13 protein-coding genes are annotated in these 13,880 nt (G+C 73.9%); 8 read left to right on the plus strand and 5 right to left on the minus strand.

Annotation, left to right across the window (positions count from 1 at the left end; genetic code table 11):
• The first annotated feature begins 249 nt into the window (after positions 1–249).
• A complete protein-coding gene (locus tag GA0070616_RS26500; protein ID WP_245713037.1) occupies positions 250–1,191 on the plus strand; it encodes a diacylglycerol/lipid kinase family protein in 942 nt (313 codons plus the stop codon).
• 129 nt (positions 1,192–1,320) lie between these two features.
• On the opposite strand, the gene GA0070616_RS26505 is transcribed toward GA0070616_RS26500, so the two are convergent.
• Together GA0070616_RS26505 and GA0070616_RS26510 are read right to left on the minus strand one after the other, a co-directional pair.
• Positions 1,321–2,064 carry a TetR/AcrR family transcriptional regulator gene (locus GA0070616_RS26505; RefSeq protein ID WP_091089089.1) on the minus strand — a complete coding sequence of 248 codons (744 nt, stop codon included), beginning with the start codon at positions 2,062–2,064 and terminating at the stop codon, positions 1,321–1,323.
• A 46-nt stretch (positions 2,065–2,110) separates the two neighbouring features.
• The gene (locus tag GA0070616_RS26510; protein ID WP_091091746.1) at positions 2,111–2,827 is read right to left on the minus strand and encodes an HAD family hydrolase; all 717 of its coding nucleotides are present in this window, start codon (positions 2,825–2,827) and stop codon (positions 2,111–2,113) included.
• A gap of 164 nt (positions 2,828–2,991) precedes the next feature.
• On the opposite strand from GA0070616_RS26510, the gene GA0070616_RS26515 reads away from it, so the two are divergent.
• Together GA0070616_RS26515 and GA0070616_RS26520 are read left to right on the plus strand one after the other, a co-directional pair.
• Complete coding sequence (locus tag GA0070616_RS26515; protein ID WP_091089093.1) at positions 2,992–5,778, plus strand: DEAD/DEAH box helicase; 2,787 nt, start codon at positions 2,992–2,994, stop codon at positions 5,776–5,778.
• Positions 5,779–5,945: 167 nt separating this feature from the next.
• On the plus strand, positions 5,946–6,836 hold the full coding sequence (locus GA0070616_RS26520) for an MHYT domain-containing protein (protein WP_091089096.1): 891 nt from the start codon (positions 5,946–5,948) through the stop codon (positions 6,834–6,836).
• Positions 6,837–6,949: 113 nt separating this feature from the next.
• Here the strand turns inward: GA0070616_RS26520 and GA0070616_RS26525 are convergent, their stop codons facing one another.
• Positions 6,950–7,897: a 5'-3' exonuclease gene (locus tag GA0070616_RS26525; protein ID WP_091089099.1), complete on the minus strand. Its 948-nt coding sequence runs from the start codon at positions 7,895–7,897 to the stop codon at positions 6,950–6,952.
• Positions 7,898–8,011: 114 nt separating this feature from the next.
• Between GA0070616_RS26525 and GA0070616_RS26530 the strand changes: the two genes are divergently transcribed.
• The 4 genes from GA0070616_RS26530 (at position 8,012) to GA0070616_RS26545 (ending at position 11,349) form a co-directional block, all read left to right on the plus strand.
• The gene (locus GA0070616_RS26530; RefSeq protein ID WP_091089103.1) at positions 8,012–8,389 is read left to right on the plus strand and encodes a VOC family protein; all 378 of its coding nucleotides are present in this window, start codon (positions 8,012–8,014) and stop codon (positions 8,387–8,389) included.
• A 95-nt stretch (positions 8,390–8,484) separates the two neighbouring features.
• A complete protein-coding gene (locus GA0070616_RS26535) occupies positions 8,485–9,600 on the plus strand; it encodes a M24 family metallopeptidase (RefSeq protein WP_091089105.1) in 1,116 nt (371 codons plus the stop codon).
• Entirely contained in the window at positions 9,597–10,739 is a 1,143-nt protein-coding gene (locus tag GA0070616_RS26540) for an acyl-CoA dehydrogenase family protein (protein ID WP_091089108.1), read from the plus strand. The genes GA0070616_RS26535 and GA0070616_RS26540 overlap by 4 nt, the downstream gene beginning before the upstream one ends.
• Before the next feature lie 103 nt (positions 10,740–10,842).
• Complete coding sequence (locus tag GA0070616_RS26545; RefSeq protein ID WP_091089110.1) at positions 10,843–11,349, plus strand: Lrp/AsnC family transcriptional regulator; 507 nt, start codon at positions 10,843–10,845, stop codon at positions 11,347–11,349.
• Here the strand turns inward: GA0070616_RS26545 and GA0070616_RS26550 are convergent.
• A complete protein-coding gene (locus tag GA0070616_RS26550; protein ID WP_091089113.1) occupies positions 11,279–11,890 on the minus strand; it encodes a histidine phosphatase family protein in 612 nt (203 codons plus the stop codon). The two genes, GA0070616_RS26545 and GA0070616_RS26550, sit on opposite strands and share 71 nt — an antisense overlap.
• 195 nt (positions 11,891–12,085) lie before the next feature.
• Between GA0070616_RS26550 and GA0070616_RS26555 the strand changes: the two genes are divergently transcribed.
• Positions 12,086–12,280, plus strand: a complete 195-nt coding sequence (locus GA0070616_RS26555) for a CsbD family protein (protein ID WP_091091750.1) — start codon at positions 12,086–12,088, stop codon at positions 12,278–12,280.
• A gap of 66 nt (positions 12,281–12,346) precedes the next feature.
• On the opposite strand, the gene GA0070616_RS26560 is transcribed toward GA0070616_RS26555, so the two are convergent.
• A complete protein-coding gene (locus GA0070616_RS26560; RefSeq protein ID WP_091089117.1) occupies positions 12,347–13,759 on the minus strand; it encodes a KamA family radical SAM protein in 1,413 nt (470 codons plus the stop codon).
• Positions 13,760–13,880 lie beyond the last annotated feature (121 nt).

The following is a 13,880-nucleotide window of genomic DNA, read 5'->3' on the forward strand; positions in this document are numbered from 1 at the left end:
TCCCTCCATCTACCCGGGCCGGTTGCGGTCCTGTTGATGGATTCGATTCTGGCCGTTCGGCCAATGGCGTCCCCAGTGCTTTCAGTCATTCGGATGAATGCGTGCTGCACGATCGGTCATGACAAAAGACAGTTGCGGCGTAGCCGGTGGGACGTGCCCTGTTCCGGGCCGATCGCCCGTTCGCGCTGCCCGTTCCCGCCGCCCGACAGGCGCCGGGCAGGCATGACGGCGTCGACGCCTGCCGGTACGGTGCACGCCGTGACCGCAGCCGATCAGCCCTCCGGCGGCCCGCTCCCTGTCGGGCCCGTGGCCGTTCTCGCCAACCCCACCGCAGGGCGCGGCCGGCATCGCGACCTGCTGCCGCAGCTGCTGGAGCGGCTGGCCGCGGCCGGTCGACCGGTGCGGCTGTTGACGGCGGACAGCCCCGCGCGGGCCGAGGCGGCCTGCCACGAGGCGGTCACCGCCGGGGTCGGTGCGTTGGTCGCCGTGGGTGGCGACGGCACGGTGCACCGGGCGTTGCAGGCGGTCGCCGGGACGGCGGTGCCGTTCGGCCCGGTGCCGGCGGGCACCGGCAACGACTTCGTGGGTGACACCGGCTTCCCCGCCGACCCGCTCGCCGCGGCCGAGGTGATCGCCGCTGCCCTGCGGGAGGGCCGGAGCCGCCCGGTGGACCTCGCCTCGATGACCGGGCCGGGCGGCGTGCGGCGCTGGTACGGAGCGGTCCTCGCCGCCGGGTTCGACGCGGTCGTCAACGAGCGGGCCAACCGGATGCGCTGGCCGCGCGGGCCCCGCCGGTACGACCTGGCGATCCTGGTGGAGCTGGCCCGGCTGCGTCCACGTCGCTACACGCTGCGCCTGGACGGGCAGCCGCACGAGGTGGACGCCGTGCTGGTGGCGGTGGGCAACTGCGCCAGTTACGGCGGCGGCATGCGGATCTGCCCGGACGCCGATCCGAGCGACGGGTTGCTCGACGTGGTGGTGGGTGGGCGGTTCGACCGCCGTACCCTGATGCGGGTCAAGCCGCGCATCTACGCCGGCAGCCATGTGACGCATCCGCTGGTGCGCAGCTACCGGGCCCGCACCGTGGAACTGACCGCCGAGGGCATCACCACGTACGCCGACGGGGAACGGTCGCTGGGCCTGCCGGTGCGGATCACCGCGATGCCCGGTGCGCTGCGGCTGCTGCGCTGACCTGGCCGCCCGGCGGTCAGCCGCCCTCCGACGAGCCGTACGCCCCGACTGCCCCGCCGCCGTGGACCGGGCCGCCGCGACCCCGTCCCCACTCGGTCGCGCCGCCCTCCGCCACCCGCCCGGAGCCGGTCAGTGTTCCGGGTGCGCTGGTCGTGGCCCTGCCTCCGCTGGTCGTGGCCCGGCTCCGGTGAGCCGACCGAGCCATTCGGCGAGCAGTGCCCGTTCGGCGGCGGTCAGGTCGCCGGCCACCTCGGGCAGGGCGGCCCGCAGGGCGACGGCGTGCCGGACCGCCCGGTCGGGCGGGCGCACCGCGCGGGCGGCGGGGCTGTCGGCGCAGACGGCCGCCACCACCGCCTCGCGGGTGGCCGGGGACAGGCCCGGGTCGCCGCCCTGGATGAGGGTGAGGGTCGTTCCGCAGCTCGCCGCGTGCACCATCCCGGCGGCGCGGGCCACGTCGACCCGGAGCCGGCCCGCCGCGGCGACCCGGGCGACGAGGTCGTGGAAGATGTCCGCGGCCACCCGGGCGGCGGTGGGTCGTACGCCGGGGCGCGGATCGCCGTACATCAGGGTGTGGAAGGCGGGGTTGGCCACCCCGAAGTCGACGTGCATGTCCCAGCCCCGGCGCAGGGCGTCCACCGGGTCGTCGGCGGGTTCCCGGGCCGCCTGCGCGTGCAGGTACGCGGCGAAGCCGTAGCTGACGGCGGCGTCGAGCAGTCCGCGCATGTCGCCGAACTGCCGGTAGATGGTGGGTGCCTGCACGGCGGCGACCCGGCTCACCGCGCGGGTGGTGACCGCGTCGCGGCCACCCTCGGCGAGCAGCGCGGCGGCGGTCCGGACCATCCGGTCCCGGGCGGGCAGCTCGCCGGCACTCATCGCGGCGCTAACGCGGGGACGTTAACGGTGTGGTGAACCACCGATGTCATGATCGCGTTATCGGTGCCTCGCCGGCCGGACCGCCGCAGGCCAGGTCGAGGACGGCCCCCAGGCCGTTGGGCCGGCCCGCGTCGGCGGCCGGCAGCACCAGCACCGCACAACCGGCCGCGACGGCACCCGCATCGGCCGGGGTGTCGCCGACCATCAACGCCTCCTCCGGGTCGACGCCGAGCATCCCGCAGGCCCGCCAGAAGATCGCCGGGTCCGGCTTGCAGCGCCCCACCTCGTACGACAGGACGAACGCGTCGACCAGGTCCGCGAGTCCCCACGCCGCGAAGTGCGGCCGGATGTCGAAACCGATGTTGCTGACCACCGCCACCCGTACCCCGGCGTCGCGCAGCGCGGCCAGCGTCGCCGCCGTGTCCGGGTACGGCACCCAGCCCTCGGGAAGCAGCACCCGCTCGTACAGGGCCTCGGCGAACCCGTCGATCCCGGCGTCGACGGTCGCGGCGAGCCCCGTGTACGCGCCCCGGTGGGCGTGCTCGTACAGGTCGCGGTCGGCCCACAGCTCCGCGAGGCGGGGCGGCACCCGGGCCGGCAGCGGACCGCCGGCCCGACCGGCGGTCACCAACCGGTCGGCCAGGGACGTCGCGCGTATCCGCTCCAGGGGCACCCCGCAGGCCGCCGCAGCCGCCAGCACCCACTCGCGGGGATCCTCGACCTGCGCGAGGGTGCCGTGGAAGTCGAACAGCACCCCCCGCACCGGCCTGCGGGACGGCCCGCGACGGGCGGTGGCGTCGGAGTCGCGCGTGGCGGGGGACGGTTCGGCATGATCCGGCACGTCGTGCACCCTACCGACCCGCTCCGACCGCTCCACCGCACGGCCTTGCCGGGTGCCCGTCGGTGGCACGCACTAATCTTGAAGACATGTCGAGCCCCGCCGAGCGGTACGCCGCGGCGCGCCGCCGGGCCGCGCAGGCCTCACAGTTCCCGGCGCTGGACGAGTTCGCCCTCGATCTGGGGTTCGACCTCGACGACTTCCAACGCGAGGCGTGCCAGGCCCTGGAGCGGGGCAGCGGTGTGCTGGTGTGCGCCCCGACCGGTGCCGGCAAGACCGTGGTCGGTGAGTTCGCCGTGCACCTGGCGCTGCGCGGCACCCCGGCGGCACCCGCGCCCGGCGACGGCGTGCGGCGCAAGTGCTTCTACACCACGCCGATCAAGGCGTTGTCGAACCAGAAGTACCACGACCTGGTGGAACGCCACGGAGCGGCCCAGGTCGGGCTGCTCACCGGCGACAACGCCATCAACGGCGACGCGCCCGTGGTCGTGATGACCACCGAGGTGCTGCGCAACATGCTCTACGCCGGCTCGGCCACCCTCGAGGGCCTGGCGTACGTGGTGATGGACGAGGTGCACTACCTCGCCGACCGCTTCCGGGGCGGGGTCTGGGAAGAGGTGATCATCCACCTGCCGGCGTCGGTGACCCTGGTGTCCCTGTCGGCGACGGTGTCCAACGCGGAGGAGTTCGCCGACTGGCTGGTGACCGTGCGCGGCGAGACCGCCGTGGTGGTCAGCGAGCACCGGCCGGTGCCGCTGTGGCAGCACATGCTGGTCGGCCGGCGGATGTTCGACCTGTTCCACGACGCCGCCGCCGCCCGCAAGCACGACGTGCACCCGGAACTGCTGCGCTACACCCGCGACACGATGCGCCGGCTGGAACTGGGCGAGGGGCGCAGCGTCGGCCCCGGCGGCGGGCGGCGCGGCCCCCGGTGGCGCGGCCCGATGCGCCCCGACATCGTCGACCGCCTCGACCGGGAAGGGCTGCTCCCGGCCATCCTGTTCATCTTCAGCCGGGCCGGCTGCGCCGCCGCCGTGCAGCAGTGTCTCGCCGCCGGGCTGCGGCTGACCTCTCCCGAGGAGCGCGCCGAGATCCGCCGGGTGGTGGAGTCGAGGGTCACCGCTATCCCCGGTGAGGACCTGACGGTGCTCGGCTACTGGGAGTGGCTCGACGGCCTGGAGCGGGGGCTGGCCGCCCACCACGCGGGCATGCTGCCGGTGTTCAAGGAGGTCGTCGAGGAGCTGTTCGTGCGTGGCCTGGTCAAGGCCGTCTTCGCCACCGAGACCCTGGCCCTGGGCATCAACATGCCGGCCCGCTGTGTGGTGCTCGAGCGGCTGGTCAAATACAACGGCGAGGCGCACGTCGACCTGACCCCGGGTGAGTACACGCAGCTCACCGGCAGGGCCGGTCGGCGCGGCATCGACGTCGAGGGGCACGCCGTGGTGGTGTGGTCCCCCGAGACCGACCCCCGGCACGTGGCCGGGCTCGCCTCCGCCCGCACCTATCCGCTGCGATCGAGCTTCCGGCCGTCGTACAACATGGCGGTCAACCTGGTCGGCACGGTCGGTGCCGAGCCCGCGCGGGCGCTGCTGGAGTCGAGCTTCGCGCAGTTCCAGGCCGACCGGTCGGTGGTCGGCCTGGCCCGCCAGGTGCAGCGCAACACCGAGACCATCGAGGCGTACGGGGCGGAGGCCGCCTGCCACCACGGCGAATTCGAGGAGTACTTCGCGTTGCGCGTGGCCATCGCCGACCGTGAGCGCGCCATCGCCCGCCAGGGGCAGACCCAGCGCAAGGCCGCCGCCGTGGCGTCGCTGGAACGGCTGCGCGTCGGCGACGTGATCCGGGTGCCGTCGGGGCGCCGGGCCGGGTTGGCCGTGGTGCTGGACCCGGCCACGGGCGGCTTCGGCGAGCCCCGCCCGCTGGTGCTCACCCAGGACCGGTGGGCCGGCCGGGTCAGCCCGGGGGACTTCACCACTCCGGCCGAGGTGCTCGCCCGCATCCGGGTGCCGAAGCACTTCAACCATCGCAACCCGGGCGCGCGGCGGGACCTGGCGGCCGAGGTCAGCGGCACCGGGCTGGACCGGCACGGCGGTCGCCGGGGCGGCCGGTCCCGGCAGGCGGTCGGCGAGGACCACCAACTCGGCCAGCTGCGTGTCGAGCTGCGCAGGCATCCCTGCCACGCCTGCCCGGAACGGGAGGACCACGCCCGCTGGGCGGAGCGGCGTCGGCGGCTGGAGCGCGACACCGAGGAGCTGCGGCAGCGGGTCGCCGGGCGGACCGGCTCCCTGGCGCGGACGTTCGACCGGATCGTCGCACTGCTCACCGCACGCGGATACCTCACCGCCGGCGGCGAGGTCACCGACGCGGGCCGCATGCTCGGCCGGATCTGGACCGAGGCCGACCTGCTGGTCGCGGAGTGCCTGCGTCGTGGCGTGTGGGACGGGCTGTCCCCGGCGGAGCTGGCCGCCGCCGTGTCGGTGGTGGTCTTCGAGGCCCGGCGCGACGTCGACGAGCGGGCCTCCCTGCCGCGTGGCGGGGTGTCCGACGCCGTCGACGCGACCCTGCAGCTGTGGAGCGAGATCGAGGTCGACGAGGCGGCCCGGGAGCTGACGGTCACCCGGGAACCCGACCTGGGCTTCGCCTGGCCGATCTACCGGTGGGCGCGCGGCGAGGCCCTGGCGAAGGTGCTGGCCAGCGGGCACGCCTTCGACGGCGAGATGCCGGCCGGCGACTTCGTCCGGTGGGCGCGTCAGGTGGTCGACCTGCTCGGCCAGCTCGCCGACTCCGGTGGCGCGTCGGCGGGGGTGCGGGCGACGGCGCGGCAGGCGATCGCGGCGGTCAACCGGGGTGTGTTGGCCTACCACGCCACCGCCTGACCGTCACCCACAGTGACGGTCAGGCGCTGAACCGACGCATCCCACGGTCACGACAACAGCACCCCCCGCAGTGCCCGGGGGGTGCTGTTGCACCTGCTCAAACGGTCCCCGATCATGTGTGCGGCGCGTCTGCTACGTGCCGGTAACGGATCTGAGGGGAAGCCGCTGTGGCGGAAATCAATCACTTTGAGTACGGGTGGATCACGCCAGCGCTCAGCTATGCGCTGTCGGTGCTGGGCTCGTTCCTCGGCCTGATCTGCGCCACCCGCATCCGGGCCGCGCAGACGGGCGCGCAGCGGGCGTGGTGGGGCGTCCTGGCCGCCTGGGCCATCGGCGGCACCGCCATCTGGACGATGCACTTCATGGCGATGCTCGGCTTCGCCGTCGACGGCACCCGCATCCGGTACGACGTGCCGATCACGGCCGCCAGCGCGCTCATCGCCGTGGTGGCCGTCGGCATCGGCCTGGCCATCGCCGGCACCGGCCGCCCGGCCGCCCCGCGTCTGCTCGTCGGCGGGCTGTTCACCGGGGCCGGGGTGGCGGCGATGCACTACACCGGCATGGCCGCCATGCGGCTCGACGGCCGGCTGGCCTACGACAGCACCCGCGTCGCGCTGTCCGTCGCGATCGCCGTCGTCGCCGCCACCGCCGCGCTGTGGCTGGCGGTGACCGTCCGGCGAGGGCTGGCGATCTTCGCCTCCGCCCTGGTGATGGGCGTCGCGGTCAACGGCATGCACTTCACCGGCATGAGCGCCCTGTCGGTGCACCTGCACGAGCGGCGGGGTGAGGTCACGGGCGCCGGGGTCAGCACCCTGCTCGTCCCGATCGTGCTGCTCGTCATCTTCGGCGTGGTGGGGCTCGTCTACGCGCTGCTCGCCGTGCCCACCGACGACGACCGGGCGGGTGCGGCGTACCTGGCGGCCCGGCGTGGTCCGGAGCCGGCGGCGGACGGACCGGCGCTCGTCGCCGCGCCGGATCCGGTCGGCCTGCGCGCCCGCGCCACGCTCGCTCAGCCCGGCGCCCCCTTCCCGTCCCGTCGGGACCACCCGCCCCGCTGAGCGTGCTGCCCTGCCCAGCCGCGTTGCTTCGCTGAGTCGTGCCGCCCGGCAGCGCCGGGGCCGACCCCCGCGCGGGGCGCGGCCCCGGCCAGCCGGGCTCCCGGCGCGCCGGCTCAGCGGTTGGCGAGGGCGTCGACCAGGCGGCGGGTCGAGCCGGCGAGGTTCCACCGCCCGGCCAGTTCGAGCAGGCGGTCGGGCTCGGCCGGCGCGGCGGGCAGCTCGGTGACCAGGTCGGGCAGTGGCACGTCGAGGGCGACCCGGACGACCTTCGGGGCCACCGCCAGGTAGTCGCGCGCCGCGGTGAGCTTGGCACGCAGGCCCGGGGCGAAGCCGGCGGACGGGTCGTCCAGGGCGGCGAGGATGCCGGCGATGTCGCCGTAGCGCTCCACGAGCCGGGCGGCGGTCTTCTCGCCGACGCCCGGCACCCCGGGCAGTCCGTCGCTGGGGTCGCCGCGCAGGGCCGCGAAGTCGGCGTAACGGTCGGCGGGCACCCCGTAGCGGGACCGGACGGCCGCGTCGTCGCAGTCGTCGAGCTTGGCGACTCCCCGCCCCACGTAGAGCAGACGCACCCCCCGCGTGTCGTCGACGAGCTGGAACAGGTCGCGGTCGCCGGAGACGACCTCGACGGGGCCGGGCTGGGTGACCGACAGGGTGCCGAGCACGTCGTCGGCCTCGTAGCCGGCCGCGCCGACGACGGTGACGCCCACCGCGGCGAGGACGTCGAGGATCATCGGCACCTGGGGGCTGAGCGTGTCGGGCACCACCTCGCCGCCCTCCGGGGCCACCCGGTGTGCCTTGTACGACGGCAGCAGGGCCACCCGCCAGTCGGGTCGCCAGTCGTGGTCCATCGCGCACACCATCCGGCCGGGCCTGCGGGTGCGGATGAGCTGGGCGAGCATGTCGAGGTAGCCGCGCACGGCGTTGACGGGCTGACCGTCGTCGGTCTTCGCCGCGGACTCGGGGATGCCGAAGTAGGCCCGGAAGTAGAGGCTGGGCGCGTCGACGAGCATGATCGGGGTCTGCTGTGCCACGCCCGACAGCCTGGCACATCCTTCCGACATCGCGGGGACGGCGCGGCGGCGTCAGCGCCCTGGCGCGGTACCCGGACCGGCCGGGCGTCGGTCGTGGCGGGCGGACGGACACGCGGGCCACGGAACGAGAACAGGAAGGCGGCCATGACCATGTCGACGCGGCTGACACTGACCACGGTCAACCTCGACACGCCCGATCCGGCGGCGCTGGCCCGCTTCTACGGCCGGCTGCTCGGATGGACTATCGAGGTGGAGGAACCGGACGACGTGATCCTGCGGTCCACCGACGGCTCGGTGGGCCTGTCGTTCCAGCGGGAACCCGCGTACGTGCGGCCGACCTGGCCGGCCGAGCCGGGCCGCCAGCAGATGATGGCGCACCTGGAGATCGGGGTCGAGGACCTGCCCGCCGCGTTGGAGCATGCGCTGGCCTGCGGCGCGACACTGGCGGCGTACCAGCCGCAGGAGGACGTGCGGGTCTGTCTCGATCCGGACGGTCACCCGTTCTGCCTGTGGTTGAGGTGACCGGCCCGGCCGGCCCGGGCCGGCGGACGGCCGGCGCTCCACGTGCGCCGGACCTGACCCCTTCCCGTGTCCCGAACGAGCGTTAAGCTGAGCGGGTGGGAGACGAGGAGTTGTACCCGCCCGCCCGGCTGGCCGCCGCGCAGCGCGCCACCGCCGCCGCCGGCCTGGACGCGCTGCTGCTCAGCCCCGGCGCCGACCTGCGCTACCTGACCGGCTACGACGCCCATGCCGGGGAGCGGCTGACGCTGCTGGTGCTGCCGGCGCACGGCGAGCCGACGCTGGTCGTGCCGGCGTTGGAACGCCCCGCCGCGGAGGCGTCCCCCGCCCCGGCCACCGGGGTGCGGATCGTCGACCACGCCGACGGCACCGACCCGTACCCCCTGGTGACGGCGGCCCTCGGCGGGCCGGCCGGCGCGGTGGGCCTGGCCGACCGGATGTGGGCCGAGCAGGTCCTCGCGCTGCGCGCGGCACTGCCCGGCACCTCGCAGCGGCTCGCCTCCGAGGTGGTGCGTGAGCTGCGGATCCGCAAGTCGCCGGCGGAGGTCGCCGCTCTCGCGGAGGCTGGCGCGGCGATCGACGCCGTGCACGCCCGGATGGGGCGGTGGCTGCGCCCCGGCCGCACGGAGGCCGAGGTGGCCACGGACATCGCGGCGGCCATCCGGGCCACCGGGCACGTCACCGTCGACTTCGTCATCGTCGCCGCCGGGCCCAACGGCGCGAGCCCGCACCACGGCACCTCCGACCGGCCGATCGGGCCGGGGGAGCCCGTGGTGGTGGACATCGGCGGCACGATGCCCTCGGGGTACCGCTCCGACTGCACCCGCACCTACGTCGCCGGCGGCCCCGCCCCGGCGGAGTTCGACGACCTGTACGCGGTGCTGCACGCCGCGCAGCGCGCCGCCGTCGCGGCGGTCCGCCCCGGGGTGACCGCCGAGGCCGTCGACGCCGCCGCCCGGGACGTCATCGCCGCCGCTGGCCACGGTGACGCCTTCCTGCACCGTACGGGCCACGGCATCGGCCTCGACGGCCACGAGGAGCCGTACCTGGTGGCGGGCAACGCCCGGCCGCTGGAGCCGGGGATGGCGTTCTCCGTCGAACCGGGGATCTACCTGGCGGGCCGGTACGGCGCCCGCATCGAGGACATCGTCGTCTGCACGGCGGACGGCGGGCAACGGCTCAACACCACCCCCACGGAGCTCATCGCGCTATGACTGTCGACCGGATCCTGCCCACCGACGAGGCCCACGACCTGCTGGAGCTGGCCACCGAACTCGCCGACCGGGAACTCGCCCCGAAGGCCGCCGACTTCGAGGAGCGCGCCGAGTTCCCCCGCGACGTGCTGCGCACCCTGGGCCGGGCGGGCCTGCTGGGGCTGCCGTACCCCGAGGAGCACGGCGGGGCGAACCAGCCGTACGAGGTGTACCTGCAGGTGCTGGAGATCCTGGCCGGCCGGTGGCTGGCGGTCGCCGAGGCGGTCAGCGTGCACACGCTGTCCTGCTACCCGGTGGCCCAGTTCGGCACGGACGAGCAGCGCAAGCTGCTGCCGGACATGGTCGGCGGGGAGTTGCTGGGCGCGTACTGCCTGTCGGAGCCGCAGGGTGGTTCGGACGCCGCCGCCCTGACCACCAGGGCGGTGCGCGACGGCGACGACTACGTGCTCTCCGGCACGAAGGCGTGGATCACCCACGCCCGGGTGGCGGACTTCTACAACGTCTTCTGCCGTACGGGTGGACCCGGTCCGAAGGGCATCTCCTGCCTGCTGGCCGACCGGGGCACGCCGGGCATCGCGCCGCAGGCCGCCGAGCGGACGATGGGCCTGCGGTCGTCGCCGGTGGCCCAGGTCGCCTTCGACGACGCCCGGGTGCCGGCCGACCGGTTGATCGGCGGCGAGGGGATGGGCTTCACCATCGCCATGTCGGCGTTGGACTCCGGTCGGTTGGGCATCGCCGCCTGCGCGGTGGGCCTGGCCCAGGCGGCGTTGGACTACGCGGTTGGGTACGCCGGGCAGCGCCAGCAGTTCGGTCGGGCGATCATCGACTTCCAGGGGCTCGGTTTCACCCTCGCCGACCACGCCACACAGATCAGTGCGGCGCGGGCGTTGCTGCTCTCGGCGGCGCGACTGCGCGACGCCGGGCGCCCGTACTCGATCGAGGCGGCGAAGGCGAAGCTGTTCGCCACCGACGTGGCGATGCGGGTGACCACCGACGCGGTGCAGGTGCTCGGCGGGGCGGGCTACGTGACCGACCATCCGGTGGAGCGCTACATGCGCGAGGCGAAGGTGTTGCAGATCGTGGAGGGCACCAACCAGATCCAGCGGTTGGTGATCTCCCGCGGCCTGGCCGGACGGTAGCGGGCGGGGACGACGGTGCGGCGGATGGCTGGGGCGGCCGGTCGGGCCGACGCGGGCGCGAGCGTCGTCGCACCGGGGCGGCTTTCCCGGTAGGTTGCACGCCGTGGAGGAGATCGACCGCGCCATCGTCGCCGCGCTGACCGCTGACGGCCGGCTGTCGTACACCGACCTGGCGGAGCGGGTGGGCCTGTCGGTGTCCGCCGTGCACCAGCGGGTGCGGCGGCTGGAGCAGCGCGGGGTCATCAAGGGGTACGCGGCGCGGGTGTCCTTCGAGGCGATGGAGTTGCCCCTGACGGCGTTCGTGGCGATCCGCCCGTTCGACCCGTCGCAGCCGGACGACGCGCCGGAGCGGCTGGCCCACCTGCCGGAGATCGACTCCTGCTACTCGGTGGCGGGGGAGGACTTCTACCTGCTGCTGGTGCGGGTGGCGAGCCCGGCCGACCTGGAGCGGGTGCTCCAGGCGATCCGGACGGCGGCGAACGTGACGACCCGGACGACGGTGGTGTTGTCCACCGCGTACGAGGGGCGGCCGCCGAAGATCAGTGCCGGGCCGCCGACCCGGGGGCGGGGCCGGGCGGTGGGGGAGGGGACTGGTTCCACCGCAGGATGACCCGTCGTCCGTGTTCGTGGCCGAGCACGGACAGGGTGGCGGTGTCGAGCCGCAGCAGTCCACCGGCGGACGGGGGCAGGCCGATCCAGCGGGCGCCGAGCACCCGCAGGGCGTGGGCGTGGCCGACGAGGGCCACGGTACCGCGGTCGAGCAGCGGGTGCACCCGGGCGAGGACCCGGTCGAGTCGTTCGCCGATCTCGCTGGGGGATTCCCCGCCGGGGCAGCCGTCGGACCAGATGGTCCAGCCGGGGTGGGCGTCGCGGATGTCGGCGGTGGTGCGGCCCTCGTACTCGCCGTAGTTCCACTCGGCGAGGTCGGCGTCGGTGTCGGTGACGGGCAGTCCGGCGAGCTGGGCGGTGCGCAGGGCCCGGGTGCGGGGGCTGGTGAGCACGGCGGCGAAGTGGCGGCCGGCGAGGTGGTCGCCGAGGGCGCGGGCCTGGCGTTCGCCGTCGGGGGTGAGCGCCAGGTCGGTGTACGAGGTGTGCCGGTGGCTGGCGCTCCAGGTCGTCTCGCCGTGGCGGACCAGCAGGATCTCGCTCATGCCCCCAGTCAACCAGGGTGGCGGGGTGGTCGCGCCTGTCCGTCCCGGATCGGTCGGGACTACTACCTAGAATCCTAGGACGCCTTACCGGGTGTGACCCCTCCCGCCACCGTTTCGACCGCCGACCCCCGGGAACTCGACAACGACGCGGTGCACCCCGCCGCGCGAACCGCCAAGCCCAGGCAGGGAGGCGACATGAGCTTCACCGACAAGGCGAGAAACAAGGTCGAGGAGCTGACCGGCGCGGCCAGGCGGCGCATCGGCGACATGACCGACAACGAGCGGATGCGATCGCAGGGCAGCACGCAGCAGGGCGAGGCCCGCGCGAAGCAGGTTGGCGAGCACGCGAAGCAGTCCGGCCGGACGATGAAGGACGCCGCCACGAGGTGACGGCGGTGATCAGGTTCGCCCCCGGGTCCGGTGCGGACGCGGGGGCGAACGGTGCCCGGGGGAGGGTCAGTCGTCGTGGTGGGTCTGCCACCATCGCCGGCCGGCCTCGGGCAGGGTGTCGATCGGGTCGTAGTAGGCGTACCGCTTGTTCAGGGCCTCCAGGTCGGCGGACTCGATGGAGGTGCGGTAGTTCTTCGTCCAGTACGAGATGCCGCGCTCGCGGTCGTACTCGGTGAGCATGTGCACCCAGCGCTTGCCGACGAAGGGCACGTCGCAGACGATCCGGGGGGTGGCGTAGCCGGGCAGGTAGCCCATGATGTCGTGCTGGAGCTGCTGGGCGTGCCAGACGGGGACCCGCCAGTGTTCGGCGTTGGGGATCATGTCGCACATGTAGAAGTAGTACGGCAGGATGCCCGCCTCGCCCTGTAGGGCGAAGCACAGGTCGAGCAGGTCGGGAGTGGTGTCGTTGACGCCACGCATCAGTACGCCCTGGTTGCGGACGTCGCGGACGCCGACGTCCAGGGCGGTCTGGGTGGCCCTGGCGACCAGCGGGGTCAGCGACTGGGCGTGGTTGACGTGGGTGTGGATGGCCAGGTTGACACCACGTCGGGCGGCGGTGCGGGCGACCCGCTCCAGGCCCTCGACGACGTCGGGCTGGAGCCAGTGCTGGGGCAGGCCCATGAGGGCCTTGGTGGCGAGTCGGATGTCGCGGACGGTCTCGATGTCGAGCAGCCGCATGAGGTAGGACTCGAGGTTGCGCCAGGGCACGTTGGCGACGTCTCCGCCGGACACGACGACGTCGCGGACGCCGGGGTGGGCCCTGAGGTAGGTGATGTGGGCGTCGTACCGGTCGACGGGCTTGAGGGTGAGCTTCAGCTTGTCGACGGCGGGGGTGGAGTTGCCGACCAGGTCCATGCGGGTGCAGTGGCCGCAGTACTGCGGGCAGGTCGACAGCAGCTCGGCGAGGACCTTGGTGGGGTAGCGGTGGGTGAGGCCCTCGGCGACCCACATGTCGTGTTCGTGGAGGGAGTCTCGGCTGGCGTACGGGTGTGACGGCCAGTCGGTTCGGCGGTCGGAGGCGACGGGGATCATGTAGCGCCGGACGGGGTCGGCGAGGAACGCCTCGGTGGTCATCGGGGCGAACGGGACCATCGTGTTGAGCATCTGTGGTGGCACCAGCATGGACATGGTGGCCAGGGCCGTCTGGTCGGCGTCGAGGTCGGCGTAGAAGGTCTCGTCGACCAGGTCGCCGAGGACGGTGCGCAGCTGCTTGAGGTTCTTGACGCAGTTGACGCGTTGCCACTGTGCGCTCTCCCACTGGTCGCGGGTGACGTGGCGCCAGCCGGGGAAGCGCGTCCAGTCGGGTTCGACGAGGGGGGCGCGGCGGTACTCGTACGGCTGGCCGGCGGCGGGTGGTGTGGCGGCGGGGGCCGGTTGGGGCGCGGGGATGGTCTCCACCGGCGGTCGGGTCTGGGTCACGGCCCCTCCTCTGGTGCGGTGCGGATGATCAGCGGCCCCGAAGGCTACTGGAAAATATCCGGTGAAGAAATTAGTCTGCCGTAAGTTTTCCCGCTAGGCGAGTCCTGGGCGGGTCTTCGGG

The organism is Micromonospora nigra (assembly GCF_900091585.1).
GTDB lineage: Bacteria > Actinomycetota > Actinomycetes > Mycobacteriales > Micromonosporaceae > Micromonospora > Micromonospora nigra.

Coding starts and splice junctions, on each gene's coding strand:
- GA0070616_RS26530 (WP_091089103.1), top strand. CDS start 8,012: ATGACCATGTCGACGCGGCTGACACTGACCACGGTCAACCTCGACACG.
- GA0070616_RS26525 (WP_091089099.1), bottom strand. CDS start 7,897: ATGTCGGAAGGATGTGCCAGGCTGTCGGGCGTGGCACAGCAGACCCCG.
- GA0070616_RS26550 (WP_091089113.1), bottom strand. CDS start 11,890: ATGAGCGAGATCCTGCTGGTCCGCCACGGCGAGACGACCTGGAGCGCC.
- GA0070616_RS26515 (WP_091089093.1), top strand. CDS start 2,992: ATGTCGAGCCCCGCCGAGCGGTACGCCGCGGCGCGCCGCCGGGCCGCG.
- GA0070616_RS26555 (WP_091091750.1), top strand. CDS start 12,086: ATGAGCTTCACCGACAAGGCGAGAAACAAGGTCGAGGAGCTGACCGGC.
- GA0070616_RS26540 (WP_091089108.1), top strand. CDS start 9,597: ATGACTGTCGACCGGATCCTGCCCACCGACGAGGCCCACGACCTGCTG.
- GA0070616_RS26505 (WP_091089089.1), bottom strand. CDS start 2,064: ATGAGTGCCGGCGAGCTGCCCGCCCGGGACCGGATGGTCCGGACCGCC.